The 26,113-nt window shown below is 58.2% G+C and carries 27 protein-coding genes; 16 read left to right on the forward strand and 11 right to left on the reverse strand.

Features of this window, described 5'->3' with window-relative positions; all coding sequences use genetic code 11:
* Positions 1–119: 119 nt before the first annotated feature.
* The gene (locus tag H4N61_RS03195; RefSeq protein WP_169194546.1) at positions 120–1,361 is read left to right on the forward strand and encodes an NAD(P)/FAD-dependent oxidoreductase; all 1,242 of its coding nucleotides are present in this window, start codon (positions 120–122) and stop codon (positions 1,359–1,361) included.
* Between the two features lie 83 nt (positions 1,362–1,444).
* Here H4N61_RS03195 and H4N61_RS03200 read toward each other — a convergent pair whose 3' ends face one another.
* Positions 1,445–3,163: an ABC transporter ATP-binding protein gene (locus H4N61_RS03200; protein WP_210271239.1), complete on the reverse strand. Its 1,719-nt coding sequence runs from the start codon at positions 3,161–3,163 to the stop codon at positions 1,445–1,447.
* Positions 3,164–3,360: 197 nt separating this feature from the next.
* Positions 3,361–4,269 (reverse strand): arginase family protein, encoded by a 909-nt coding sequence (locus H4N61_RS03205; RefSeq protein WP_169194548.1) that lies wholly within the window; start codon positions 4,267–4,269, stop codon positions 3,361–3,363.
* A gap of 291 nt (positions 4,270–4,560) precedes the next feature.
* On the opposite strand from H4N61_RS03205, the gene H4N61_RS03210 reads away from it, so the two are divergent.
* The 5 genes from H4N61_RS03210 (at position 4,561) to H4N61_RS03230 (ending at position 8,180) form a co-directional block, all read left to right on the forward strand.
* On the forward strand, positions 4,561–5,154 hold the full coding sequence (locus tag H4N61_RS03210; RefSeq protein ID WP_169194549.1) for an XRE family transcriptional regulator: 594 nt from the start codon (positions 4,561–4,563) through the stop codon (positions 5,152–5,154).
* A 26-nt stretch (positions 5,155–5,180) separates the two neighbouring features.
* On the forward strand, positions 5,181–5,948 hold the full coding sequence (locus H4N61_RS03215) for an ATP-binding cassette domain-containing protein (RefSeq protein ID WP_169194550.1): 768 nt from the start codon (positions 5,181–5,183) through the stop codon (positions 5,946–5,948).
* A gap of 75 nt (positions 5,949–6,023) precedes the next feature.
* Complete coding sequence (locus tag H4N61_RS03220) at positions 6,024–6,785, forward strand: transporter substrate-binding domain-containing protein (RefSeq protein ID WP_169194551.1); 762 nt, start codon at positions 6,024–6,026, stop codon at positions 6,783–6,785.
* Positions 6,786–6,791: 6 nt separating this feature from the next.
* Entirely contained in the window at positions 6,792–7,475 is a 684-nt protein-coding gene (locus tag H4N61_RS03225) for an ABC transporter permease subunit (RefSeq protein WP_169194552.1), read from the forward strand.
* A gap of 3 nt (positions 7,476–7,478) precedes the next feature.
* Entirely contained in the window at positions 7,479–8,180 is a 702-nt protein-coding gene (locus H4N61_RS03230; RefSeq protein ID WP_169194553.1) for an ABC transporter permease subunit, read from the forward strand.
* Between the two features lie 124 nt (positions 8,181–8,304).
* On the opposite strand, the gene H4N61_RS03235 is transcribed toward H4N61_RS03230, so the two are convergent.
* Both H4N61_RS03235 and H4N61_RS03240 read right to left on the reverse strand, forming a co-directional pair.
* Positions 8,305–8,703, reverse strand: a complete 399-nt coding sequence (locus H4N61_RS03235; protein ID WP_182394976.1) for a hypothetical protein — start codon at positions 8,701–8,703, stop codon at positions 8,305–8,307.
* A 77-nt stretch (positions 8,704–8,780) separates the two neighbouring features.
* Positions 8,781–9,944 (reverse strand): MFS transporter, encoded by a 1,164-nt coding sequence (locus H4N61_RS03240; protein ID WP_169194555.1) that lies wholly within the window; start codon positions 9,942–9,944, stop codon positions 8,781–8,783.
* A 56-nt stretch (positions 9,945–10,000) separates the two neighbouring features.
* On the opposite strand from H4N61_RS03240, the gene H4N61_RS03245 reads away from it, so the two are divergent.
* The 5 genes from H4N61_RS03245 to H4N61_RS03265 all read left to right on the forward strand — a co-directional run bounded on the left by H4N61_RS03245 (position 10,001) and on the right by H4N61_RS03265 (position 13,631).
* Positions 10,001–11,089: a LacI family DNA-binding transcriptional regulator gene (locus tag H4N61_RS03245; protein WP_182394978.1), complete on the forward strand. Its 1,089-nt coding sequence runs from the start codon at positions 10,001–10,003 to the stop codon at positions 11,087–11,089.
* Positions 11,090–11,156: 67 nt separating this feature from the next.
* Entirely contained in the window at positions 11,157–11,831 is a 675-nt protein-coding gene (locus tag H4N61_RS03250; protein ID WP_182394980.1) for an energy-coupling factor ABC transporter ATP-binding protein, read from the forward strand.
* Complete coding sequence (locus H4N61_RS03255) at positions 11,828–12,484, forward strand: energy-coupling factor transporter transmembrane protein EcfT (protein WP_182394982.1); 657 nt, start codon at positions 11,828–11,830, stop codon at positions 12,482–12,484. The genes H4N61_RS03250 and H4N61_RS03255 overlap by 4 nt, the downstream gene beginning before the upstream one ends.
* A gap of 7 nt (positions 12,485–12,491) precedes the next feature.
* On the forward strand, positions 12,492–13,034 hold the full coding sequence (locus H4N61_RS03260; RefSeq protein WP_182394984.1) for a biotin transporter BioY: 543 nt from the start codon (positions 12,492–12,494) through the stop codon (positions 13,032–13,034).
* Between the two features lie 120 nt (positions 13,035–13,154).
* Positions 13,155–13,631: a GAF domain-containing protein gene (locus H4N61_RS03265; RefSeq protein WP_248306588.1), complete on the forward strand. Its 477-nt coding sequence runs from the start codon at positions 13,155–13,157 to the stop codon at positions 13,629–13,631.
* A gap of 55 nt (positions 13,632–13,686) precedes the next feature.
* Here the strand turns inward: H4N61_RS03265 and H4N61_RS03270 are convergent, their stop codons facing one another.
* The 5 genes from H4N61_RS03270 to ugpB all read right to left on the reverse strand — a co-directional run bounded on the left by H4N61_RS03270 (position 13,687) and on the right by ugpB (position 18,654).
* Positions 13,687–14,433, reverse strand: a complete 747-nt coding sequence (locus tag H4N61_RS03270) for a glycerophosphodiester phosphodiesterase family protein (protein WP_182394987.1) — start codon at positions 14,431–14,433, stop codon at positions 13,687–13,689.
* On the reverse strand, positions 14,433–15,530 hold the full coding sequence (locus tag H4N61_RS03275) for a sn-glycerol-3-phosphate import ATP-binding protein UgpC (RefSeq protein ID WP_182394989.1): 1,098 nt from the start codon (positions 15,528–15,530) through the stop codon (positions 14,433–14,435). The genes H4N61_RS03270 and H4N61_RS03275 overlap by 1 nt, the downstream gene beginning before the upstream one ends.
* Positions 15,531–15,535: 5 nt before the next feature.
* Complete coding sequence (gene ugpE / locus H4N61_RS03280; protein WP_182394991.1) at positions 15,536–16,375, reverse strand: sn-glycerol-3-phosphate ABC transporter permease UgpE; 840 nt, start codon at positions 16,373–16,375, stop codon at positions 15,536–15,538.
* 9 nt (positions 16,376–16,384) lie between these two features.
* Positions 16,385–17,269 (reverse strand): sn-glycerol-3-phosphate ABC transporter permease UgpA, encoded by an 885-nt coding sequence (ugpA, locus tag H4N61_RS03285; RefSeq protein WP_169194564.1) that lies wholly within the window; start codon positions 17,267–17,269, stop codon positions 16,385–16,387.
* Between the two features lie 65 nt (positions 17,270–17,334).
* Complete coding sequence (gene ugpB / locus H4N61_RS03290; protein ID WP_169194805.1) at positions 17,335–18,654, reverse strand: sn-glycerol-3-phosphate ABC transporter substrate-binding protein UgpB; 1,320 nt, start codon at positions 18,652–18,654, stop codon at positions 17,335–17,337.
* Positions 18,655–19,018: 364 nt separating this feature from the next.
* Here ugpB and H4N61_RS03295 point away from each other — a divergent pair, with 364 nt between their 5' ends.
* Positions 19,019–19,933, forward strand: a complete 915-nt coding sequence (locus H4N61_RS03295) for an ROK family protein (RefSeq protein ID WP_182394992.1) — start codon at positions 19,019–19,021, stop codon at positions 19,931–19,933.
* Positions 19,930–20,649 carry a copper homeostasis protein CutC gene (locus tag H4N61_RS03300; RefSeq protein ID WP_169194566.1) on the forward strand — a complete coding sequence of 240 codons (720 nt, stop codon included), beginning with the start codon at positions 19,930–19,932 and terminating at the stop codon, positions 20,647–20,649. Before H4N61_RS03295 ends, H4N61_RS03300 begins: the two co-directional genes overlap by 4 nt.
* Here H4N61_RS03300 and H4N61_RS03305 read toward each other — a convergent pair.
* Together H4N61_RS03305 and H4N61_RS03310 are read right to left on the reverse strand one after the other, a co-directional pair.
* Complete coding sequence (locus H4N61_RS03305; protein WP_182394994.1) at positions 20,646–22,079, reverse strand: M81 family metallopeptidase; 1,434 nt, start codon at positions 22,077–22,079, stop codon at positions 20,646–20,648. The two genes, H4N61_RS03300 and H4N61_RS03305, sit on opposite strands and share 4 nt — an antisense overlap.
* A 187-nt stretch (positions 22,080–22,266) precedes the next feature.
* Complete coding sequence (locus tag H4N61_RS03310; protein WP_182394996.1) at positions 22,267–22,755, reverse strand: hypothetical protein; 489 nt, start codon at positions 22,753–22,755, stop codon at positions 22,267–22,269.
* Between the two features lie 355 nt (positions 22,756–23,110).
* Between H4N61_RS03310 and H4N61_RS03315 the strand changes: the two genes are divergently transcribed.
* The 3 genes from H4N61_RS03315 (at position 23,111) to H4N61_RS03325 (ending at position 26,097) form a co-directional block, all read left to right on the forward strand.
* Positions 23,111–24,265, forward strand: a complete 1,155-nt coding sequence (locus H4N61_RS03315; protein WP_169194569.1) for a Gfo/Idh/MocA family oxidoreductase — start codon at positions 23,111–23,113, stop codon at positions 24,263–24,265.
* Between the two features lie 12 nt (positions 24,266–24,277).
* Entirely contained in the window at positions 24,278–25,165 is an 888-nt protein-coding gene (locus H4N61_RS03320) for a sugar ABC transporter permease (protein ID WP_182394998.1), read from the forward strand.
* A gap of 89 nt (positions 25,166–25,254) precedes the next feature.
* Positions 25,255–26,097 carry a carbohydrate ABC transporter permease gene (locus H4N61_RS03325; RefSeq protein ID WP_182395917.1) on the forward strand — a complete coding sequence of 281 codons (843 nt, stop codon included), beginning with the start codon at positions 25,255–25,257 and terminating at the stop codon, positions 26,095–26,097.
* Positions 26,098–26,113: the final 16 nt, after the last annotated feature.

Here is a 26,113-nt window from a genome sequence, read left to right on the forward strand (position 1 = left end):
TCACAATCATTGCGCCACCGAGCCCCACGGCTCGGTGCATGGGAGAGCTTTTGCATCTGCTTCTCCCGAAGCCTGAAACAATTGGGGCTAGTGCCCAGCAAAAAAGGTCTTGAGATACAATGGAAAAGGTAAACACGATCGTCGTCGGCGGCGGCCAGGCTGGCATTTCGATGAGCGAGCACCTGACCAATCTTGGCATTAGCCACGTGGTTCTGGAAAAGGGCCGCGTCGCTGAAAGCTGGCGCACCGCTCGTTGGGACTCGCTGCGCGCAAACGGCCCGGCTTGGCATGACCGTCTTCCGAGCAGCAAGATCGAGAGCGTTCCACAGGACGTCTTCACCCCCAAGGACAAGCTCGTTGAATACCTCGTCGAGCATGCGGAGCGGAACAACGCGCCGATCCGCACTGGCGTTTCGGTGATCTCGGTCACCAAGCTCCACAAGAAGCAGGGCTACCACGTCGTCACCTCCGATGGTGAATACGAAGCCATCAACGTTGTTGCCGCAACTGGCGCTTTCCAGACCCCAGTCTATCCAAAGATGGTGCCAGAAGACGCGCCAGTCATGCAGATCCACTCGGTCAACTACCGCAACCCAGACCAGCTGCCAGAAGGCGCAGTGCTGGTGGTTGGCGCGGGCGCGTCGGGTGGTCAGATCGCTGAAGAACTCGTTGCCGCGGGCCGCAAGGTTTACCACTCCATCGGTCGCCACATCCGTCCGCCACGCTTCTACCGTGATCGTGAAGGCGCATACTGGACTGGCGTTCTTGGCCGTTGGGACACCGTCAATCGCGATGTGAAGCGCAACATTGCGCTCGCCATCTCGGGCGTCCACACCAAGATGCCAATCGACTACCGCCTGCTCGCCTCCAAGGGCGCAGTGCTCGTCGGTCGTACCGCCAGCTACGAAAACGGTAAGCTGACCTTCTCCAACGATCTCGCTGACAATATCGAGTTCGGCAACAACAGCTACCTCGATACCCTGAACGTCATCGACGCCTACATCGAGAACAATGGTCTCGATCTTCCAGAATATCCGGAAGCCCGTAACCTGCTGCCGACCACGGAATATGAAACCAACCCAATCCTTGAGCTCGATCTGGCAGAAGCCGGCATCACCTCGATCATCTGGGCGTCGGGCTTCAAGCGTGACTACAGCTGGCTCCAGGTTGATACCTTTGAAGAAGACGGCACGCCAATCCACGACATGGGTGTTGGCAAGCAGCCAGGCATCTACTTCCTCGGCCTGCCGTTCCAGACCCGTCGCCGTTCGAGCTTCCTCTTCGGCGTTTGGTACGATGCCAAGTATGTCGGTGACTACATCGCCATGATGCAGAAGTACCACGACAAGTATAACGTCTAAGACTTCGGAACATTCTCATCCCGGCGCCACGTGGTGCCGGGATGTTTTTTTGTGGGGGGGCGCGTCGGCAGCGGGTCGCGCGTTTAGTTACCAATAACCTCAGCATAAGTGCCTTGGCGGACGATCTGCCCTTTCTCCAATCGCACGATGACGTCGCAGTTCTTCAGCGTTGTCAGGCGGTGCGCGATAATGAGAACGGTGATGTCGCCATCGATGGCAGCAATTGCATTCATCACCAGCGTTTCGGTCGCATCGTCAAGCGCGCTGGTCGCCTCATCCAAAACCAGTACGTCAGCATTTTTGTAGAACGCACGCGCCAGACCAATGCGTTGACGCTGGCCTCCAGAAAGCCGGACCCCGCGTTCGCCCACGTGCGTGTCATAGCCTTCGGGCAATTGCTGCACATAACTATCGATCTGCGCGCGTTGTGCTGCTGCGCTGACACGGGCCATGTCGATCTGATGGCGCTCACTGCCAAAGGCGATGTTTTCCGCAATGGAAGCGTCCGTGAGGTAAATGGACTGCGGCACATGCGCGATGCGTGACTGCCACGCGCGACGATTGCTGTCACTCAGCACCTGGCCTCCAACGCGGATTTCGCCGCTCGTCGGGTGCAAGAGGCCCATGATCACGTCGATCAGCGTACTCTTGCCACTGCCAGTTTTGCCGATAAAGCCAATGCGCGACCCCTGCGGAACGACAAGCTCAATATCACGCAGAATAGCCGCGCCATCTGACTTATAGGCGAACCCAACTTTGTCGAGGACAACCACCGGCTGTGAAGGCGAAGCAGAAATCGCGCGTTCCGCCGCGTTCGGATCGATCTCGGTTGGCATGGGCAAGTTGAGAAACGCAACGACGTCCGAGACAATGGCCTTGCTGGCGCTCAGCGACGACCAGGCGAGATAGGCCACTTGCAGCTGCGGAAGCATGCGCTGTGCGCCCAACGCCAGTGCTCCCAATGTAGGGAGAGCCACTTCGAGCCCCTGCGTGCTCTGGATCCACCACGCAAGCACGACCATAACCAACATGCCCGCACCTTCGATGAGGTAACGGGGGGTGCTGCGGATGAAAAGGTTCGTCGCCAGAGCGGTGCGTTGCCGGAACGTCGCGGTGCGGAAACGCTTGGTATACATCCCCTGTGTGCCATCGAGCAGAATGTCGCGAATGCCGCCCAGTCCTTCTTGCAGGATTTTGACGCGTTGCGTTTCCGCTTCCGCTTCTATCCGACTATTGGCCTCCAGCAGTTTTCGCGTGGTCTTCGTCACCACCACATAAAAAAGCCCAATCGACACCGCCGCGATAAGCGCCGTCGTGACGTCAACCGTGATCAGGGCAGCAATGATCCCAATGCAGATGATCAAGGCCACCATGCCTTGCATGATCGGGGATAGAACACTGGTGATCAGCAGATTGACGCGGCCGATCGCGGCAATGATTTCACTGGAATTGCGCTCGACGTGAAACCGATAAGGCTGATGCAGGGCGCGGTTATAGACCTCGTAGCCGAGGTCAGCACCGGCAGCATAAGCAAAGCGCGTGCTGACCCAAGCCAAGAGCAATCGCAACAGTGTGGCGGTTGCGATGATCGCAGCAAAACCGAAGGATATTTGGGTTGGGCTGAGACCACACACCACGCTGAGAGCGCTACACTGTTCGCTGCCGCCTGTCAGAATGGCGAGAAAGGGAATAATGGCCCCAAGCGTCGCCATTTCCGCAAAAGCGCCCACGAGCGAGAGAAGAAAGACCAGAACGAGCTGAACACGGCGGCGTGGGCTCAAAAAGCTCAGGACGCTGAACAACTCCTGGCTGATACTAGAGCGGCTAGTGGCTTTTGGGGGCATTGGCTTCCAAGTGCGACGGCACGACTGTGGCCCGCAAAGAGTATGTGGGGCCACTTGGAGTCGTGCGACAATCTTCAAGCACCAATAGCACTTGAGCGTCAAACGCCGCAACAAAGTGGAAAAGCCGCACTGCAAAGCAATGCGGCTTCATATTTTTAGCGGCGGGCGCCCGGTGCTGCGGCCTTGCTGCCTGCGACGGCGAAGGTGAAGGCAAGGTATGCCGCCAGCGTCGATGTCATGTCCTTGACGTCCATCATCGGGTTGACCTCGGTGATCGCCATTGCCGAGCAATAAGGCGCGAGGCGTTCAACAAACTCAAGGCCCCAAGCCGACATGATGCCGCCCGGTTCATGCGCCCCTGCGCCCGGCGCGAAGGCTGGGTCGATCGCATCAATGTCAAACGACAGATACAGGTGATCAGCGCCTTCAACCTGCTTGAACACCTGCTCAAGCGTGGCGTCGACGCCCTGCTTGAGGACTTGGCGGGCAGAGATGTGAGCCAGCCCGTGGTCAAACTTGAACTGCCCTGAGGATGGGAAGTTGAAGTGGCGCTCGCACACCTGAATGCAGTCAGCGGCCTGAATGCGGTCGAGCTCAAGCGAACGGCGCATGCCGCTCGACTGGCTCAAACGTCCCTGCGCATCACTTTCGTCCATAAGGTCGAGGTGCGCGTCAAAATGGATGATACCGATACGACCGGGTAGGGCGTCGTGGACGCCTCTGACGACCGGGAACAGCAAGCTGTCATCGCCGCCGATAACAATCGGCACACGCCTGTTGCGGATAGAGCCCGCGACAGCCTCGCTCACGCGGTTGAATGTTGTTTCCGTATCCGCATGAGCGATCTGAATGTCGCCACGGTCGACGAGCAGATTATCACCAACGGTTTCAATCTGATTGGTTTCGAGCCGGAAGATGCGACCATCCTGAATGCGCATATTGATCCAGCGCGCCGCCTCGCGAACCTTCGCTGGGGCATAGCGCGAACCCGGCCAACCGAGGGATGCCTCGCCATCAAACGGTGCGCCCCAGAGATCGAAGCCGCGCAAATTCTGATCACTCATTCTGATACTCTTGTGTATACACTCAGGCGCAGGACCAGATGGCCGTGCCTGCTTGGTTCGCGGTTCGCAGGGTGAACGAAGCTCGCACAGGATCACTCAGCGGCAATTTGCGGCTGAGAGGTTTCGTATTACGAAACTTTTTTGCGCTGAAAGCTTGACAAGATCAAGGCTTTTGCGGCCTTACTTGGCTGAATATGCGGCTGGTTTGTGCGTTTGCACGCTTTTCATGCACATTGTTCGAATTCAGGGTGAACCTATAAGGTTCGTCAGGGTAAACCTTTTTGGTGCGTGATGAGCGACGAAAACACAGAAAATGACGTCCCTCCATCGACGGATGCCGCTGATGTTCGCGTCGGCAGCCGCCTTCGTGCGTTCCGCAAGTCCAAGGGACTGACCATTGATGACGTCGCCCAGCGCGCTGGCGTCACCAAATCCTTCATTTCCCGGTTTGAGCGCGACGAAGTGCAAGCCTCGGTCGCCACACTGCTACGTGTTTGCGACGTGATCGGCGTCAAGCCCGGCGAAATCTTCGAGCCCCCCGCGACGAGCTATGTGCCCAAGGGCGCTGGCGTGCCGATCAGCCTTGGCGGCGAGAAAATGCGCGAATACCTCGTCAGCGGCGCGAGCAATGAGCATTTGATGGCGCTCTATTCGGTGATTGAGCCGGGCGGCGGCTCTGGCCACGAGCCTTATGCGCTCAAGGCCGCTGCGGATCTGGTGCATGTCCAAACCGGCCAATTGCGCATCGTCATCGGCAGCGAGGAATATCTCCTCCTCCCCGGCGATACGCTGACCTTCCCGCCCACCATCCCGCACACTTGGGAAAACCCGTCCAAGACTGAAACCTGCACGGCCCTTTGGGTTATTGTGCCGCCGCCAGCGTAATCTTCGGGACACCACGGATACTCTCTATGACCAAGCTGGCTGTCGCCAACATTCATAAACGCTACGGCGATGTTGACGTTCTCAATGGTGTGAGCTTTTCCGCTGCGGCCGGAGAAGTGGTCTCCATCATTGGCTCGAGCGGCTCGGGCAAGAGCACGCTGCTGCGCTGCGTCAATTTTCTCGAGCAACCCACGCGCGGCGAAATCGCGCTCGACGGCGAAGTGCTCAAGACTGTCGCGGACCGCAAGACCGGCAATTTGAAGGCCGCTGATAGCGCCCAGCTGCAACGCATTCGCGCGCGCCTTGCCATGGTGTTCCAGAATTTCTGCCTCTGGCAACATATGACGGTCATGCACAATTGCATCGCCGCGCCCATGCATGTCTTTGGCCTCAGCAAAGCGGAAGCGGTTGAGCGCGCCCGGCTCAACTTGGCCAAGGTCGGCCTTGGCGATCAGTTCCATGATCGTCACCCGGTCCAGCTTTCTGGCGGACAGCAGCAGCGCGTCGCGATCGCGCGGGCGCTCTGCATGAACCCCGAAGTGATGCTGTTTGATGAGCCGACATCGGCGCTTGATCCCGAATTGGTCGGGGAAGTGCTGCGGGTCATGCAGGACCTGGCCGAAGAGGGGCGCACCATGGTTGTGGTCACCCACGAAATGGCCTTCGCCCGCAAAGTCTCAAGCCAAGTGCTCTTCCTCCATCAGGGCGTGATCGAAGAACAGGGGCATCCAGAAAAGGTTTTTGGTGACCCTGAAAGCGAGCGGCTCAAGCAGTTTGTGGCCGGACGGTTTTAGGAACACGGCGCGTTACCGGTCAACGCGCCTCCGCTGTGCGGACAGATACGCCGGACAAATACAAGGACATCCAGAATGAAGAAGTCCCTCTTTACCGTTGTCGCTGCAAGCGCGTTCGCCTTTGCCAGCGGTGCTATGGCCCAGCAGATCACCATTGCCACCGATGCGACCTTCCCACCCTTTGAATCGATCGACTCGACCGGTGCGCTGGTCGGTTTCGACATCGATCTGATGGAAGCGATTTGTGAAGCTGCAGCGCTTGATTGCAACATCATCAATGCCGCTTGGGATGGCATGTTCCCAGGTCTTCTGGCTGGCAAGTATGACGCGCTGATCTCCTCGCTCACCGTCACCGACGAACGCCGCAAGACCTTCGCTTTCTCCGATATTTATTCCCGCCCAACCTTCCGCTTTGTCGCGAAAGAGGGTGCAGGCCTCGACATTTCCGATGCAGGCCTTGCAGGCAAGACCGTTGCGGTTCAGACCGGCACTCCAATGGATGCCTTCGTCTCCAAGACTTTCCCGTCGGCGAACATCGTTCGCTATGACGGCGGCTCGGCCCCTTACCTCGAACTCACCGCTGGTCGTGCAGACCTGCATATGAGCTACGAAGCCCAGATCATCGCCTCCTTCCTCAAGGACGAAAGCGGCGCAGGTTTTGAGCTGGTCGGCCCATCCTACACCGGTGCCGATGCCCCTGAGTTCGGCGAAGGCGTTGCTATTGCGCTGGCACCAGACAACACCGAGCTTCTCGCCAAGATCAATGAAGGTCTGGCCAAGGTCGTTGCCGATGGCACGCTCGCTGCCATCGAAACCAAGTACCTCACGGTAGAGTAAGCCTAAGTGATCCAGGACTACATTGTCACTGTACTGGCAGCAGGCCTCGTCACCATTCAGGTGGCGTTGGTTGCGCTTGTCATCTCTGTAGTCCTGGGCATGAGCTTTGCGCTGTGCAAGCTCTCCTCCAACGCGGCTCTGCGAGGCGCGGCGGAAGTTTACACCACCATCGTGCGCGGCATCCCAGACCTCGTTCTGATGCTGCTCATCTACTACAGCCTGCCCGCGCTCCTGATGATGATCGCCAAGAGCCTTGGCATTCGCACCTATATTGAGTTCGACTCTTTTGTGGCCGGTGCCGTCACGCTCGGCGTGGTCTCCGGTGCTTACATGACCGAAACCTTCCGCGGGGCCATTCTGAACATCCCAGAAGGCCAGATCGAGGCCGGGCGTGCCTTTGGCATGGGGCCGTTCAAAATCTGGCGTTCAATTGTTCTGCCGCAGATGGTGCGCCTCGCCATTCCGGGCTTCACCAATAATTGGCTCGTCCTTTTCAAGGCAACGGCTCTGATCTCGCTGATCGGCCTGCAGGACATCATGTTCCGCGTCAAAGGCGCGGCTGAAGCGACCCGCCAGCCCTTCACCTTCTATCTTGTCGCCTGCGTTTTCTATCTCACGGTCGCAGCGCTATCCCTTCTGGTGCTCCGCTACGTTGCCAAGCGTGCCGACATTGGTCAGAAGCGAGCATAAGCCATGAATTTTCAGCTCATCTGGGACAATCTCGGCTTCTTCGCGCAGGGTGCGCAGCTCACGATTTTCCTCACCATTGCGTCACTGGCTTTGGCATTCGTCGCCTCAGTGCCGCTCGCCTTAGCGCGCAATTCCGCCAATCGATATGTTTCGGGCGCCGTTGCGGGCTACACGCTGCTTTTCCGTGGCACCCCGCTCTTGGTGCAGCTGTTCCTGATTTATTATGGGCTGGCCCAGTTCGATCTGGTGCGCGAGAGCGTCCTCTGGCCGTGGCTGTCCAGCCCGCTGATCTGCGTGATCCTCGCCTTCGTGCTGAACACGACCGCGTATACCACCGAGATTTTCGCAGGCAGCCTGCGCCACATTCCGGTTGGTGAAATTGAAGCCGCAAAATCTTTCGGCATGCGCCCGCTCGCCATGACGCGACACATTTTGCTGCCGGCCATGCTGACACGTTCGCTGCAGCTCTATGGCAATGAAACCATTTTGATGATGCATGCGACCTCGCTCGCATCCACGGTTACTCTGCTCGAGTTGACCGGTGTAGCGCGCAATATCTCGCTCAACCGCTACGTTATGCTTGAGCCCTATGTCGCCATCGGCGTCATTTACCTCGTCCTGTCCCTCGTGCTCGTTGGCATCTTCCGCTTCGCCGAACGACGTTGGGCCAGCTATCTCCGTCGCGATCAACAGTCGGCGCGCTAAGAGCGCCTCAAAGGTTGCGCAACAGTCAGGTTCGAAGTGGGTGCTTTCCGGAGCAGTCTCGAACCCTTAGAGCAGGAGGCTGCCCCTTGCCTCCTGCTCCATTCTTTTTAGCCTGAGCGATTGCTCAAGCAGTGGTGGGGCGGGCCACGGTCAAATAGCGCATGGGGATCCGCTTGCTGGTCGCCTGCGGGCCTTCGAACTCAAACGGGTCGTAGAAAACAGCATTTTCGGCATCATAGAGCATGAAGTGATCGTCATGGACGTGGACGATTGCAATGCCCCGAACCTCATCCCAGCTCGTACATTCGACTGGCGTGCCGAACTGCCAACCGTCTTCGCCCAAGATGCGGATGAGATCGTCCCAGGTCGAGCGGCGCAGATCATTCTCGCCCCAGCCGATGCGAGCCATAATCTCGTCAAAGGGTCGTTCTGTCAGCATTTGCAACACCACCCCGCCGCAGCCATCTTCCCGCGGACGTTGGGTGATAAAACGCAAGGCGAAGGCGGCGGTTGGAGCGGTCATACTAGTCTCGTGTAAACGACGATATTTCCTTCGCTTTTCGACGCTCGCCGGGACGAGGTCAAGCGCCCCGCGCAGTGCTAGGCTGCTGAGGCCACGGCCTGTTTGTCGCTTTTATCCTCCAACGATCCGGCCGTGAGCCAGCCAAGGGCAAGCGGGATCAGCAAGGCCGCAAATGCCATGCGTACGCCCAGATATTCAGCCAATAGCCCTGTGAGCATTGGGGCCACCAACATGACCACTTGGATGATGACACTCAGCGTCGCCACGTTTTGCGACGCAGGGGCATTGCCCAATCGCGCTGCAGCCGAAATGGATAGCGGGTAGATGACACAAATCCCCGCGCCCAAAATCGCAAAGCCCGCAAGCACCAATCCCGGGTGCGGCGCAAGACTGACCACTGTGAGCCCAATAATGGCGACGGTGAGCAAGGTGCGAGCGACCGGAACTGGTCCAAACTTATCGATATATCGGTCAGCGATGAGCCGGCCCAAGGCCATCGTTCCAACCATGGCCGGGAGCGCGGCTGATTCAAAAATGGCAGCGATCTCGAAGGTGTCGCGCATCAAAATGGTCGACCATACCCGGGCAGACCCCTCGATCAGTTCTGCTCCAAGGCCGACAGCAACCAATGCCAACAGCACTAAGCTCGGCATGGCAAACCGCTTTTTCTGTGCGGTCGGCGCATAGGCGCGCGGCGGCGCGGGTTCAGACTTTGCTTCGAGAACAAATATTGCAATCAGCGCTAAGGGAATAATGCTGCCCAAATGCACAAGGGCACTGATGTCCGCGCCCCGGATCACGCCACCCACGGCTGAGGCCCCGACATAGGCGATGCTCCACGCACCGTGGCAGCTGTTCATGATGCGGCGGCCCATCTGCGCCTCAACACGGTCCGCTTCGACATTCATGGCCATTGCTGACATTGCCGAACCAAAGCCATGCACCGCCATCAGGATAAAGAGCGGGATCACACCGGGGATCACCGCCATAGGCGGAATCGCGGCTAGGCACAGGAAGAACCCAAGCAGGGTCACAGCTTTGGTGCCGAAGCGCTCAATGGAGCGGCTGAGTATTGGAAAGGCCAGCATCGAGCCCAACGGCGCGCCCATCAAAACCAGCCCGAGTGCCGCGTCGCCCATGCCATTGGCCAGCTGTATGTCGGGGATGCGCGTATGGAGCGTGGCATTGCCAAGGGCATGTAGGGCGAAAACCGCCGTAATCTGGGCTCGTAGGCTTATCATCGCGTCACTGTTCAAATAGCAGTCATTTGAAAACTTACAGTAACCGGTTACTGTAATTGCTTCAACTCGCTATCTCTGATGTTCTGGCGACCATGGAACTGCGCAAAAAAATCGGTATTCGAGACGTGGCAAAAGCCGCGGGTGTCTCTGTGGCAACGGTTTCCCGCGTCTTGGCCAAGGCCGATTACCCCGTCACGGAAGAAACCCGAAAACGGGTTACCGACGTCGCGACAGCCATGGGTTATGTTCCAAACCTTCTCGCCAAGACCTTTGCGACCTCGCGCACCGATACCATTGGCGTCGCCATGCCTGTGCTCAATGCCTATTACGCCAAAATGCTGGCGGGCATCGAAGGCGCGGCCACCGAGGCGGGCCTCTCCATTCTCCTGACCATTGTCGGAGCCAGCGATGAGCGGCGCGAGTCCGCGATCGATCAGTTCGTGGCGCGCCAGTTGGATGGCGTGATCATCTGCTCCGGTGCCAAGGACGGCCCCCTCCGTCGCGCCCCCGAACAAATGGGCGTGCCCGCCGTGATCATCGGCCAGCAACCCTCCGAGGGTTATGTCACCGTCACGGTCGACAATCGCCGCGCCAGCTATGAGGCGACCGATCACCTCGTCTCGCGGGGCAATCGCACCATTGTTTTCCTCACCAGCAATAGCGATTGGCCAGACTTCCGCGACCGCCTTTATGGGTTTCAACAGCGCCTAGCTGAGGAAGACCGTGTCACAGGGCAGGTTATTGAGGGCGTCTATGATGAGGCCCAAGCCTATCGCGCTGTGACCAAGCTTGTGGCCGAGAAAACCACAGCAACGGCCATTCTCGCCGCCACCGATCGCCAAGCGCTGGGGGCTATGGCCGCTTTGGCCGACGCGGGCTTGCGCGTGCCCAGCGACATGGCGGTGGTTGGCTTTGACAATTACCACACCTCCGAATTCGTCCGCCCTTCCTTGACCTCCGTCGACATGCCTGCCGATGCTATGGGCGCAAAGGCGGTAGAACTTGTATGCATGGCAAAAACGTCGGGCGCTGAAAAAATGGCGAGTGTAGTGCTGGAGCCCCGGCTTTTTATCCGTCAATCCTCGGGCAGCTTTGATAACGCAGCCCTGTTGGCGCAGTCTGTTAAAAGCCTCCCCTCGGCTTGATTACTGCACACCATCCCGCCTATTCCTATGGCCGCGCACTGAAGGCGCGGTTAGTCGAGGAACGAGATTGATCGAATTGCGCTCGGTCTCACACCGCTTTGGCGACGTCGCCGTGCTGTCGGATGTGAACCTTACTCTATCGGAAAAGCGCATCGCCATCGTTGGCAGCAACGGGTCGGGCAAAAGCACCTTCTCGCGTCTGCTCAATGGCCTCGTTATCCCCACTGGCGGCACTGTCTCACTCGATGGTCTATCGACGGCCAAAGACAGCAAAGCCATTCGCCGCCGCGTCGGCTTCGTCTTCCAAAATCCCGACAATCAGATTGTCTTCCCCATGGTGGAGGAAGATCTCGCCTTCGGCTTGAAAAACCTCAAGCTGCCCAAGAATGAGGTCACAGCGCGCGTCGATGCTGCGCTCGATCGATACGGCTTGGGCGAACTGCGCAATCGCTCAGCGCATTTGCTCAGTGGCGGACAAAAGCAAATGCTGGCCATTGCCTCCGTGCTGATCATGGAGCCCGAGATCATCGTCTTTGACGAGCCGACAACCGCGCTCGATCTGCGCAACAAACGCCTCATCTCGCGTTTCATCGCCGAGCTGCCCCAGCAAACCATCGTCGTCTCGCATGACCTCGATCTCCTCGCCGATTTTGATCGCATGATCGCCTTTGAAGCGGGCAGGGTGGTACTTGACGGTCCCCCGCGTGAGATCATCCCGCGCTATGAGGAGATGATGGCGTGAGCGTTGGCGTCTACGTCCATCAGCAATCCCCACTTCATGCGCTCCCGCCCGGCGTAAAGCTCCTCGCGCTGGCCCTTGTCAGCACCGCTTTGGTGCTCACGCCCAACATCTGGCTACAGCTCGCGGCTGTGGTCACAGCGCTGCTTCTGTTCCGCCTCGCCAAGCTTGATTTGAACCTGGCGTGGCAGCAAATCCGTCCTGTCCTGCCGATCATTCTTATACTGCTCGCCGTCCAATGGTTCACCGTCGAGCCGGTGTCGGCGCTCTCGGTCGCCTTGCGCTTGTCGGCGCTTGTTTTGCTCGCCGCTTTGGTGTCCATCACCACCAAGGTCAGCGCCATGATCGAGGCCATCAGCTGGGCCGTGCGCCCGCTCGCCTATCTGGGCATTAGCCCCACCAAAATTGGCCTCACCATTTCGCTGGCCCTGCGATTCATTCCCCTGATTGCCGAACAACTCGAAGAGGTGCGCGAAGCCCAACGCGCCCGTGGCCTAGAGCGCAATGTGCTTGCACTTGTGGTGCCGCTTCTGGTTCGGACCCTAAAAATGGCAACCGAGATCGGTGACGCCATTGAAGCCCGGTCATTTGATCCGGACGATGCCAAGAGCCCGAAAGATCTGTTTTCGCGCCTGCGGCCCCCTCCCAAGCCATAGGAAGACCATGAACACTCGAGATCTCGCCTATATTGCCCTCTTTGCCGCAATCGTTGCTGCCCTTGGCATCATTCCGCCCATTGCTTTGCCCATCGGCGTGCCGATCACGGCGCAGGCCATGGGTGCGATGCTGGCGGGCTCTATTCTGGGCGCCAAGCGGGGCGCGCTGTCGCTGGTGCTGTTCACAGTTCTGGTCTGTATCGGCCTGCCACTGCTTTCGGGCGGTCGCGGTGGCTTGGGCGTCTTGGCCAGCCCAACGGGTGGGTTCTTCCTCAGCTGGATCCCGGTCGCCTTCCTCATTGGCTTCCTCACCGAACGCGCTTGGGGCAAGCTCAATTTCCTCAACTTATTCGTGTTCTGCGTGCTCGGCGGCGTTGTCCTTAGCTATGCCATTGGCACCCCGTGGATGGCCGCAGTGGCTGGCATTGGCCTCGATAAGGCGCTGATGGCGATGGCAATTTACGTGCCCGGCGATTTGCTCAAAGCCGGTGTTGCCGCCGCCGTTGCGCTCACCGCCAAGCAGTCCTACCCGCTTATTACCGCTCGCTAATCTTGTCCTCGGTGACGACTACGGGCTAAACCCCGTTCAAAGACAAAGGCTTTGCCAGAGCGATCCGGCAAAGCCACCTGCGCTCTGGCGCATATTCTGAAAGACACTCCCTTGACCACCATGACCGATCCCCACGCCATTTTCGCCGCTGCCATGGCGGAGCCTGAAAACCAGCCGGAAGTGGCCTATGCTGCGCTCCATGCGCTTGCCAACACTTTGGTCGGCACCACCATCTTCACCATTCTGGCCTTGGACCACGAAGAAGGGCTGATGTACCGCGCCTATTCCGACACGCAGGACCTCTATCCAGCGCCAGGTGTCGATGAGATCGGCGATAGCATCTGGGAGCAGACTCTGATCGAAAAGCGCGAAGCGCTGGTGCTCAATTCTGCTGACGAAGTGGCGTCTTTGCTCCCTGAGCACGAGGCCCTGTTCGCGCGCGGCGCCAAGTCCATGCTGAACCTGCCGATCGTTGTCGCTGGCACCACTATCGGCACGCTCAACATGCTCAACGTCGAAGGCCACTTCACGCCAGACGTGGTGGCCAAGGCCTATGCGCTCAGCGCCGCAGCAGCCGTCGTCCTCGTGCTCTCCTAAGAGCGTTTCGAGATCAAATAAAAAGGGCGGGTGTCGCAACACCCGCCCTTTTTGTTTACTTGAGATAGATCCCAGGATCGTCGGTGATCACCCCGGTAAGGCCCGCGCGCCAGAAACTGGCAAGCTCCACCGTGTCATTGCTCGTCCAGGCACGAACCTTGATGCCCTTGGCCGAGGTCTGTTCCAAGAGCCCAATGCTGAGCCCCTTGAAATGGGCATGAATGGTGGTCGCCGGAATAGCGGCGAGCAGCGCTTCCCAATCATCCGGAATGCGGCCCCAGAGCATGGCCAGTTCCAGTTCTGGCATCAGCTTATGCATGCCCTTGAGGCAATCAGGATCAAAGCTCGAGATCATGATCTGCATGTGTGCCGGACGCTTAGCGAGCGCTGCGGCAACAGCGGAGGTGAGCTGCTGCACCGATTGGTGATGCGGGTGCTGCTTGATCTCGACATTGATGTTGAGACCAAACTCACCCAGCGCCACGATCACCTCATCCAGCGTCGGGATCTTTTCGCCCGCGAACTCGGCCCCAAACCAGCTGCCACCACCGAGGGTTTGGATGTCTGCAGTGCTCAGGGCACCGAGATTTCCGGTGCCATTGGTCGTGCGATCGACAGTATCGTCGTGGATGACGATCAGCGTGCCGTCGGCATTGAGGGCGACGTCGAGTTCAACCCACTTCGCCCCATCTTCTGCGGCACGGCGAAAGGCCGCGATGGTGTTTTCCGGCGCGAGCGCCGAGGAGCCGCGGTGGGCCTGAACTTCTTCGCGAATGGGGCCGGTTGGAAGCGTATTGGTCATTAGGCAATCTCAACTTGAGCAGAATGGGACGACTGCGTCTGCGTGGCTGGTGCGTCGTCCGTACGGCGACCTGTGGCAGAGCTATAGGGGTGAATATCGGCGGTGCGGGCGAACACGGTCATGCTCGTACCCTCGGCGATAGCCGGACGGCCTGCAATTGTGAGAATGATCGATTGCTCAGAGTGCTTGAGTTTGAGGTGCAAATGGCTTTCGCCGCCAATCGGCTCCATCAGCTCAGCGACCACGTCAAAACTCAAATGCGCCTCAGTCGGGCGTTCGAGCGTGAAGACATCGGGGCGAATGCCCAAAATGTCCGTCCCCTCAGGGAAGGCACGCAGCGCCGAGAACGAGTTCAGCGCGCTCGTCGAGATCAAATTCATCGGCGGAGAGCCGATAAAGCTGGCAACAAACAGCGAGGCAGGGCGGTCGTAGATCGCAGTCGGCGTGCCCACCTGTTCGATCCGGCCACCGTTCATCACTACGAGCTGGTCTGCGAGGGTCATCGCTTCGAGCTGATCGTGGGTGACATAGACGCTGGTGGTTTTGAGCGAACGCTGCAGACGACGGATTTCGATGCGCATTTGACCGCGCAGCTTGGCGTCAAGGTTCGACAGTGGTTCGTCAAACAGAAACGCCTTAGGCTGACGCACGATGGCGCGGCCCATTGCGACGCGCTGGCGCTGACCGCCCGAAAGCTGACGCGGCTTGCGATCGAGGAACGGCGTGATTTCCAGAATTCGCGCTGCCTCGGCCACGCGACGGTCGATTTCGTCACGCGGGGTTTTGCGGTTCTTGAGGCCGTATTCGAGGTTCTGACGCACACTCATATGAGGGTAGAGCGCGTAATTCTGGAACACCATAGCGATGTCGCGCTCGGCGGGCTCTTTCTGGTTCACCACCTGATTATCAATCGAGATGGAGCCTGAGGTGATGCCTTCAAGACCTGCGATCATGCGCAAGAGAGTGGACTTTCCGCACCCTGATGGGCCGACGAGAACAACCATCTCGCCGTCTTTGATCGAGAGATCGACGCCGTGGATTGCGGCGACATTGCCCGGATAGACCTTACGAACTTCTTTGAGCTCAATACCAGCCATTTCGATTATTTCTCCGTGTCCACGAGGCCCTTAACGAACAGGCGCTGCATGAAGATAACAATGAGGACGGGGGGAAGCATGGCCAGCACGGCCGCGGTGATGATGAGGTTCCACTGTGGGTCGACTTCCTGCGCCCCAGCCATTTGTTTAACGCCCATCATCAGGGTGAAATGCTCTTCGCGTGTGGTGACGAGCAGGGGCCAGAGATACTGCACCCAGCCGTAGATGAAGAGGATGATGCAGAGCGCCGCGATATTGGTGCGCGAGAGCGGCAGCAGAATATCGATGAAGAACTTGATCGGCCCTGCGCCATCGACGCGTGCAGCTTCCATCAATTCGTCCGGCACCGTCATGAAGAACTGACGGAACAGGAAGGTCGCGGTTGCCGACGCGATCAGGGGAATGGTCAGGCCAGCGTAGCTGTTGAGCAAGCCAAGGTTTGCCACCACTTCATAGGTCGGAATGATGCGCACTTCGACCGGCAACATCAGCGTGACGAAGATCAGCCAGAAGGCCAGAACGCGGAAGGGGAACTTGAAGTAGACGATGGCATAGGCGGAGATGATCGAGATCACCACCTTGCCCACCATGATGATGAAAGCCATCATCGTGGAGTTCCAGACCATGGTCCAGAATGGCGGCAGGCCCGGCGGATCATAGGTCCAGACAGTGACCAGATTATCCCACAAATGCCCGCCCGGCAGCAAAGGCGCTGCCATGTTCAGCGTGGCCTCGTCGTGGGTCGACGCGATGAGCGCGACATAGACAGGAAAGGCGATGATCAGCACCCCCAGCACCAAAACGAGGTGCGTGAGGATGGTGAGAAATGGACGGTTTTCGACCATGAGTGGGCCTTAGTACTGCACGCGGCGTTCCACGTAGCGGAACTGCACGAAGGTGAGGACAATAACGAAGAGCATCAGGACCACGGACTGCGCAGAAGAGGAGCCCAGGTTGAGACCGATGAAGCCGTCGGCGTATACTTTGTAGACCAGCGTGTTGGTGGCCTGGTTTGGCCCGCCTTCAGTGGTCGACGCGATGATCGCGAAAGTGTCGAACATCACGTAGTTGATGTTGACGATGAAGAGGAAGAACGTGGTCGGCGAGAGCAGCGGGAAGATAATGGTCCAGAACCGCTTCCATGGGCTCGCACCATCAATCGCCGCAGCTTCGGTAAGCGCGTGTGGAACCGACTGCATGCCAGCCACGAAGAACAGGAAATTGTAGGAAATCTGCTTCCAGCTGGCAGCGATGATCACCAAGGTCATGGCGTGATCGCCATTGAGTGCAGAATCCCAATCAATCCCCACATAGCGCATGAAATAGGGAAGAATGCCGGTGGCGTTGTTGAACAGGAACCACCACAGAATGCCCGCAACCACGGGGGCCACAGCATAGGGCCAGACCAGCAGCGTGGTGTAGGTCTGTGCCGAACGGATAACGCGGCTGACGGCAACGGCCAGGATCAGCGCAAAGCCCATCGAAATGGCTGTAACCGATGCTGCAAACAGCGCCGTGCGGCCGATAGAGGCCAGATAGAGCGGGTCGCTAAAGAGGCGCGCATAATGCGCTAAACCGACGAACTTGGTCGAAAGCCCAAATGGGTCAGCGCGTTCGAAAGAAGATTTGACGGCCTGTGCCGCCGGCCAGATGAAGAACACTAGCGTGATGATCAACTGTGGGGCGACCAGTAAGAATGGCAGGCCCTTATTCGGGAATGTCGTACGTTTTGTTTCCATCGTCCGCCGTATCCGCAAAACAAAGAAAGGGCCGGTTTTCGCCGGCCCTTCCGGATTAAGACTGCTTACTGATTGGCAGATTCAAATTCGCGAAGGATGTCGTTGCCGCGGGCAACGGCGCTATCAAGCGCTTCCTTGGCAGACTTCGAACCATTGAGAACGGCCTGGAACTCTTCGTCGATCACGGTACGGATCTGCGGCATGTTGCCGAAGCGAACGCCCTTCGAGTTTTCAGTCGGTGGGTTGAGGTTGATCTGCTGGATAGCGATGTCCGAACCTGGGTTTGCGTCGTAATAGCCCTGGCTCTTGGTCAGCTCATAAGCGGCCTGAGTGACAGGCAGGTAACCCGTTTCCTGGTGGAACTTGGCCTGAACTTCAGCCGAAGAGAGGTAGTTCAGGAACTGCGCTACGCCCTTGTATTCAGCGTCTTCGTGACCAGCTAGGGTCCACAGAGTTGCGCCACCAATGATGGAGTTCTGCGGTGCGCCGTCGACGTCGTCAAAGTATGGCAGCATGCCGAAGCCAACTTCAAAGTCCTTGGCATTGGCGAGAACGCCAGCGCGGGAGGCCGAGGAACCCATGAAGATCGCACATTCGCCAGCGTAGAAGCGTGGCGCATTGTCCGAACCGCCGCTGGTACCACCGTACTGGTAGATGCCGGTCTTCTGCCATTCAGCCAGCTTTTCCCAGAGGCGAACGGAGAGGTCGTGGTTAAAGGTCAGTTCGGTGCCGAGACCACCAAAGCCGTTTTCCAGCGAGCCGTATGGCACGTTGTGCAGCGACGAGAGGTTTTCGGTGCCGATCCAGGTGGCCGAATAGCTGATGGCCGTACCGCACGTGGCAGCGCCCGATTCAACGATCTTCTTGCCGAAGTTTTCGATATCGGCCCAGGTCTTTGGCGCGACGTTTGGATCAAGCCCTGCCTTCTCGAAAGCGGTCTTGTTGTAATAGAGAATTGGGGTGGAGGAGTTGAACGGCATCGAAAGCATATTGCCTTCGGTGTCGGTGTAATAGCCGGTCACGACTGGCAAGAATGCCGATGGATCGAAGTTCGAGCCATGTGCTGCCATCAGTTCGTAAACGGGCAGAACAGCGCCCTTGGCAGCCATCATGGTGCCAGTGCCAACTTCGTAAACCTGCACCAGATGCGGCTGCTCGCCAGCGCGGAAGGCGGCGATGGTGCTGATCATGGATTCTTCGTATTCGCCACGATAGGACGGAACGACCTTAAATTCGCTCTGGCTGGCGTTGAAGTCTGCAGCAAGCGCTTCCACGCGTTCGCCCAGTTCGCCACCCATGGAGTGCCACCAGTTGAGTTCGGTCTGCGCAAAGGCAACCGAGGTGCTCAGGGCAAGGGTGATAGCGGCAAGTGCCGCGCGGTTCATCGTCTTCATCTTCTGTCTCCCATAGGACAGGTCAGCATCGACCCAAGTCCCGCCAGACTGGATTTCGTGAACGACATTTGAGCTGCGGATTTTTCCGTTTCAGCTCACCGAATTTGGTGTCGTACCCGCCGACGTTTTCTGCGGGCATGGCTCCTCTAACGATGCTGCTTGACGCTTCCTTGAAGCTTTGGTGACGTTACCATGACAGTGCACAACCATCCGTCGCAGCTGTGTTTGTGATCGAATATGGGGTGCCGGACGCCGCGGTGGTCTGGATTACGCTGCGGACTCTTGCGGCGCAGGCAAACCCATGTCACACGCCGTAAGCATCGGCCGTGCCTTATAGGGAAGTCGCCAGCCTCTCATGATCACCTGTTTCGATATTGGCGGCACCACGATTAAGGCCGCAGTTGCCCACAGTGCGACAGACATTGTCTCGCTCGGTCGCGTCGCCACACCAGCGCACGACTTTGACGCCTTTGCCGATGCCATCGCGGCACTCATCGCCCAAGGCGGCGCACCTGCAGGGGCGGCCATCGCCATTTCCATTGCTGGCGTCGTTGACCCGGCAACCAATGTCGCCACGGTTGCCAATATCCCGTGCATCAACGGTCGTGCCCTCGGGCCAGATCTCAGTGCCAAGCTCTCTCGCCCCGTCATCGTCGGCAATGATGCAGATTGTTTCGCCTTGGCCGAAGCCCATGCGGGCGCGGGCAAGGGGTTTAACGTCGTCTTCGGCGTCATTCTCGGCACCGGCGTCGGTGGCGGCATTATTGCCGATGGACGTCTCATTCGCGGTGCTGGCGGGTTCTCTGGCGAATGGGGCCACGCCACCATTGTCCAAACTGAAACCCAGGCCTGGCCGCACAAAATTGCGCATATGGCGTGCGGTTGTGGCCAGCTTGGCTGCACCGACACTATCGGCGGCGCCCGCGGTTTGGAGCGCCTTCATGCCCAAATCCATGGCCAAACGCTCTCGAGCCTCGACATTGTCTTCGCATGGGGGCAGGGCGATACTCAATCAACCCGGACCATGACGCTTTACACCGAGCTCCTTGCGGCCCCGCTCGCCTTGCTGGTGAACGTGCTTGGCCCCGACATTATCCCCGTCGGCGGTGGCCTAGGGAATAGTCCCGAGCTAGTGGCAGCGCTTGACGCCGCCGTTCGCCCGCGCATTCTGCGCAAGCTTGACCGACCACTCATCGTTCCAGCCCAACTGACTGTCGATGCAGGCCTCATCGGCGCTGCAAGCTTGGCCTATTCGGAGGGCGTGGTATGACCTTGCTAGAAGTTTGCGTTGATAGCCTCTCGGGCATTCAAGCGGCAGTCGAAGGCGGCGCTGACCGCATCGAGCTCTGCTCGTCGCTCGAATATGGCGGGCTCACGCCTTTTGCTGGCTTGGCGAAACTGGCATCGAGCACGCCGATCCCCGTCCGCATGATGGTGCGTCCCCGCGCCGGAGACTTCGTCTTCGACGATTACGAGCTGGCCATTATGATCAGCGATATCGAAACCGCCCGGACCAATCATCTCGGCGTTGTCTTGGGCGCCAGCCTGCCCAGTGGCGCGCTCGATATGCGCCGCCTCGAAATCCTCTGCCAGATGGCGGGCGACACGCCTCGCACACTGCATCGCTGCGTCGATCTCGTGCCTGATGTTGAAGAAGCCGTCGAACAGGCCATTGCGCTCGGCTTCGATACGATTTTGACGTCAGGGCGTCAGCTTTCCGCTGAGGCTGGCATTGAAGACATCGCCAAGATGCACGAAGCCGCCAAGGGGCGGATCACCATTATGCCGGGTTCAGGCGTGTCCTCGGTCAATGCCCGTCGCATTCTCAATCGTGTGCCGGTGTCGGTTGTCCACGCCTCGTGCTCGGAGCGCGCTCCGGCAGAGGACACGGAAGGCGCGAAGCGCTTGGGCTTTGTCAGCCCCAACCGCCGCGTCACCTCCCGCGATAAAGTGCTCGAACTTCGAGCCGTCCTCTCAGCGCACTAAAGAGCGCGCTGAGACCACTTCATTTCTGGCGTATAGTCGAAATTCTTGTCGAACGGATAGGTCGGGCGCGGCGTATGATTGCGCTCGGTGCGTTCCACAAACTGGTCGACCACGCCGGGCGACAGCGCCATAATCCCCGGATTGGCGACGGGGCCCAGCTCCGGCGACAGATAGCCCGACTTCACCACCACAATCTTGGCCGACTTCGGATCAAGCCCAAGCTTGGTGAAGTCGATGATGTTGTGGAACGGGCGACGGCGAATGCTGAGTACCAGATCGATCCCACCGATGGTCACCACAGCTTCGCGCAGTTTGGCGTCGTCGGTTTCCAGCAAGAATTTCACAACCGCTTCCGCATCGACTGGCGTACTCGCCGGATCAAGGCTCGCGCCGATGTGCAGCTGGACCTTGGCCCCGACACCTGCCGCATAAGCTGCCTCGGTCGCGGCCTTGTCGGTAATCCCCGCAAACACCACGCCCTGAGCATTCTGCTTGATCAACTCAGCCAAAACCTCGGCACGATCCGATACGCCACCCCCGGTTGGGTTGTCGCCCGATTCTGCCAGAACAACTGGCGCGGTGGGGCTCGCAATGGCCTTGGCGACGCACTCTTCGATCGAGCCCACCTCCATGCCAAACACAAACTCCTCGCGCAGGTCCCAGTATTTCTGCGCCAGCGATTTCGCTGCGACTTCCAGCACCGCCTTATCCGTGCCCGTCACAATCGCACAAGCGGTCGAACGCGGCTCGTCCGCCCACACATAGCCCACTTGGAACGACGCATCCCAAATGCCCATCGGCTCTTCGGTCTCGTGGATAGTGGTGTAGAAGGTGCGCGCAGGCTCATCCTGCGTTGAGGTGCGTTCGCCTGGCAGGAGCACCGGAACCTTCACCCAACCCAGCACAGGCTTTACGCCCGTCCGCAGCGCCCGCACCAGCATGGTCACAGCCCGGCGCATCGTGTCCTGTACGTCGATATGTGGGGCGGTGCGATAGGTCGAAAACATGTCGAGATTGTCGATGATTTTCTGGCTGACATTGCCATGCAAATCATAGCTTGCGGAAATCAGCACATCCGGCCCGACCACCTCACGCACTGCGGCGATGAAATCGCCTTCGGCGTCGAACATGCCCTCAACGAACATCGCTCCATGCATTGGCAGGTAAACGCCGTCGACGGGCAGCGCAGCCTTAATCCCCTCAAGGATTTCGGTCTTCCATGTTTCATAGGTGTCGCGGGCGACAGGGCCGCCAGCAATGGCGCGGGCGTGGAAAATGGTGACGAACTCAGCCGGGAAATGCGTCAGGAAATCAAAATAGATGTCCTTGAGCATGGCCGGGCCCTGCAGCGTGCGGAAGTCGGCCTGCCGGTTCAGAACCGGATTATAAGTGCTGCATTCGATGTGCAGGCCCGCAACAGCAATACGCATGGCTTTTCCTCCCTTAGGTAGAATGCACTGTCGAGCGCTTCTCAAAGCGCCTCGTCAGAATGAGGCTGATGATGAAGAACGGCAGGGCAAAAGACGATGCCGAACAATTGTGTGTGGTTTACTTTCAGTGGCTCGGCGTCCCGCGCTCATGCCGTGAGCGCCGAGCGGAACGATTGGAGTGCGCTGATTAAACCGGCTTGCCCATTGGATAGGGCAGGTAGCCAACAAAACCTGTGAGCTTCCACTGGCCTTCGACTTTGCGGCAGAAATAGACGGTCTGCCAATTAAGGCGATCAACCTCACCATCGGCGCGCTTGATCTCGCCATCAAACTTCTTGTGTGCGATCGCCCGCTCGCCGCTGATTTCAATTTCAGTCAGGCTGGTGGCGCGGTGAATACCGGTTTCTTGGTCTTCGGCATAAACAACCGACTGACCTTCGCGCGCCTGCCGAAGCCATTCATCACGATAAAGCTCAAGGGTCGGATAGCTGATCGTCCAGCCGTCTGGATTGTCCTTGCCATTCCCGTTGACGCCGATGAAATCAGTGGTGACGAAGTCGTCTTCCACCATCGACCAATCGGCCTTAACATAGGCCTCGATATCGCGCGGAACCAGCATGGTCCAGATTGCACTGCGATCAGGATCGTTGGGAAATGGGTTCTGCGACAGGGACATTATACTCTTGCCATAGCGGTTGAGGGACGTGCGTCTTCTCTGTTAAAAATTTTCAGTCATCGACAGGATACCTATTCCCTCTGAAAGGGTTAGGATGATGCCAATCGCATGACTGTGCCTCCGCATTTGTTTCTTGTCTACAAGGATTGTGTGAGCAACGCGCCTAATTCTTAGGCTAAGTTGCAGTTATACAAGCACAACTGGCGGAATACCGGGCGGTTCAGATTGGTATTATTTTCAACCGTAAACCCAGTTGACAATCCTTACCCTCGCTGACTAGTCTTGAAAATCGTTTACACAAATCTGGTGGGCTGAGGGGCTGACCGGAGAACGATCAGGGTAGGGAATTCAAAGTATGCGCGTAGGTATCGTCGGCCTCGGTTATCGGCTGGGTTATCTCTCCAGAGTATTCACTCTGGCTTCGTCCGAATTTGAGATCGTCGGATATGTGGACCCTGCTCCTGCGGGCCTTCCCTATACACAAGAACATGGCGTCAACGTCGGCCAGGCCTACGACAGCATCGAAGACCTGATCGATCAGGGCAATCTGGACCTGCTGATGATTGGTTCGCCCAATCACACCCATCTCGACTACATCCGCATCGGTCTCGAGCGCGGAATGAAAATTTTCTCTGAAAAGCCAGTGGTGACCTCGGTCGAAGACACGATGGCGCTGGCCGAGCTGATTGCTCAGTACGGCTCAGACAATGTCATGGTTGGTCTGGTGCTGCGCTATGCGCCCCTTTATGTCGACCTCCGCCGTGCGCAGGCCGAAGGCCAGCTGGGCAATATTGCGTCCATCGAAGCGTCCGAACATATTCCGCCCTATCACGGTGGCTTCTTCATGCGCGATTGGCGTCGTCACGGCAAATATGCTGGCGGCTTCATGCTCGAAAAATGCTGCCATGACATTGATCTCTATAATGGCGTCATGGGGTGCCGTGCGCGCTACGTCTCCAGCTTTGGTGGCCGTCGCAGCTTCACCCCGGAAAACGCTCCGCAGAACGCTGGTATCAACGATCTTGAGGTCTACTACCGCAAGCCTTCCGGCTGGGAAGCTGGCGACAGTGTTTTCGATACTGATGGTGATCTCATCGACTATCAGACCGCCATGGTTCAGTATGAAAATGGCGCGGCCCTGAGCTTCCACACCAACCTCAACGTGCCCCATGACTTCCGTCATTTCGCCGTCATCGGCGCTAAGGGCATGGCTGAAGGTGATTTCGTCCGCAATTACTTCCAGGTCACCGATGCGCGCACCTCTGAGCGCCTCATCGACAAGGAATACATCGTCTCTGACCTCTCCTCGCACTACGGTGCCGATGAGCAGATGGCAGTAGACATTCTCAAGCATTGCTTGGAAGGCGCGCCGCTCCCGGTTTCGGTAACTGACGCTCTTGAAGCAGGCTTGGTCGCTTTGTGCATGGACGAAGCGATGAATACTAAAACCGTGGTCGATATGGCCCCGATCTGGCGTCGTTTCGACGCCGCTCTCGGCAACGACGCGTAAGGAGAACGCCATATGACCAGTACCCGTAGCGCAACCCTCTTCGCTCTGGCACTGCTGGCCCCGGCGTTGATCTACATTTTAACGATCGTGGCTTACCCGCTGGTAGACACGATCGTCCTTTCCTTCACGAACGCATCGTTGAAGGCGAGTTATGATTGGGTCGGCTGGGCCAACTACCAGCGCATCTTTGGTGCGGGCAATTTCACTGAAGTCATCATTCGTACCTTCATCTGGACCTTCTTCTCGGTGTCCATCAAGATGATCGTCGGCATGTTTGGCGCGGTACTTTTGAACGCCGCCATCCCGGGCCAGACCTTATTCCGTATCCTCACCATGCCGCCTTGGGTTGTGCCCATGTCGATCGGCATCTTTATGTGGGGTTGGATGTATAACGGCCAGTTCGGCATGATCTCCGGTCTGCTGCAGAACTTCGGCCTGACCAATGGTCCGATTGCCTTCCTCGCTTACGGCGACACAGCATTCTGGGCAACAATCGTCACCGACGTTTGGATCGGTGTGCCGATGGTCACCATCTATTTCCTCGCGGCAATGCAGTCGATCCCGAAGGACCTCTATGAGGCCGCGTGGTCCGACGGGGCAGGGCGCTTCTACCGCTTCCGCCGCATCACCGTTCCAATGATGATCCCTGCGATCATCACCATGAGCTTGCTGTCGCTGATCGCAACCTTCAATTCGTTCGACATCATCTGGATCTTGACGCAGGGCGGTCCGTCCAACTCGACGACCACAATGATCATCGACACCTACAAGACTGCAATTGGTAGCCGCAAATACGGCGAAGGCGCAGCGCGTGCTGTGGTGATCTCTATCTTCGTGATTGCCTTCTGCCTCGTCTACTTCCGTGCCGTTCGTAAGCTCCAGCAGGGAGAAGCCAAATGAGTGACGTCGCTCGCACCACCGAAGTCGCGGCTGTCGACAGCCCTGCAACCGTCAAGCCAAAGCGTGTAAAACTTCGCTCTTCAAAGCCGATGATCGACCGCTACAAATGGTACGAGATCGCGTCGCTCTACGCTGGTATTGCCGTGTTCTTGTTCTTCGTCCTGGCGCCCTTCATTGAAGGGTTCCTTGTCTCGCTCAAGCCGCTCTCGCAGCTGTTCTCGACGCCGTATAGCTTCATCCCGAAGAACGGCTCGTTCGACGCCTACTTCACCATGTGGAAGTCTGTGCCGGCCCTAGGCATGCACATCTTCAATTCGTTCTTCATCTCCACAGTCGTCACCATTGTGGTGATCGCGGTGGTGGTGCCTGCGGCCTATGCCTTCGCCCGCTTCCCGTTCACCGGGTCGGCAATGCTGCTGGGTGCGTTCTTGGCCGTGAACATGTTCTCGGGTGCAGTTCTGCTCATCCCGCTGTTCCGTCTGATGCGCGGCCTGGGCCTGCTGAACACTTACTGGGCGATGATTGTGCCGGGTGCGGCCTTCCTCATCCCGTCCTCCATCTGGCTGCTGCGTACCTATATGATGCGCATTCCCAAGGAGCTGGACGAAGCCGCATGGGTCGATGGCGCAAGCCGTCTCTACACCCTGCGCCGTGTCATCCTGCCATTGGCTATGCCGGGCATTGTTGTGGTCGCCATCATGACCTTCATCGGTGCTTATGCGCAGCAGTTCATCTTCGCGCTGACCTTCAACTCCAAGACCGAATTCATGCCGCTGCCAGTTGGCCTCTTCGCCTTCTTCGGCAAGCAGGAAGTCATCTGGAACGAGTTGATGGCTGCGTCCTTCATCGGAATTCTGCCGGTCATGATCGTCATCGTGTTCCTGCAGCGATATCTCGTCGCCGGCCTCACAGCTGGTGCCGTGAAACAGTAACTATGGGCGAAGGGGC

The organism is Devosia sp. MC521 (assembly GCF_014127105.1).
Classification (GTDB): domain Bacteria; phylum Pseudomonadota; class Alphaproteobacteria; order Rhizobiales; family Devosiaceae; genus Devosia.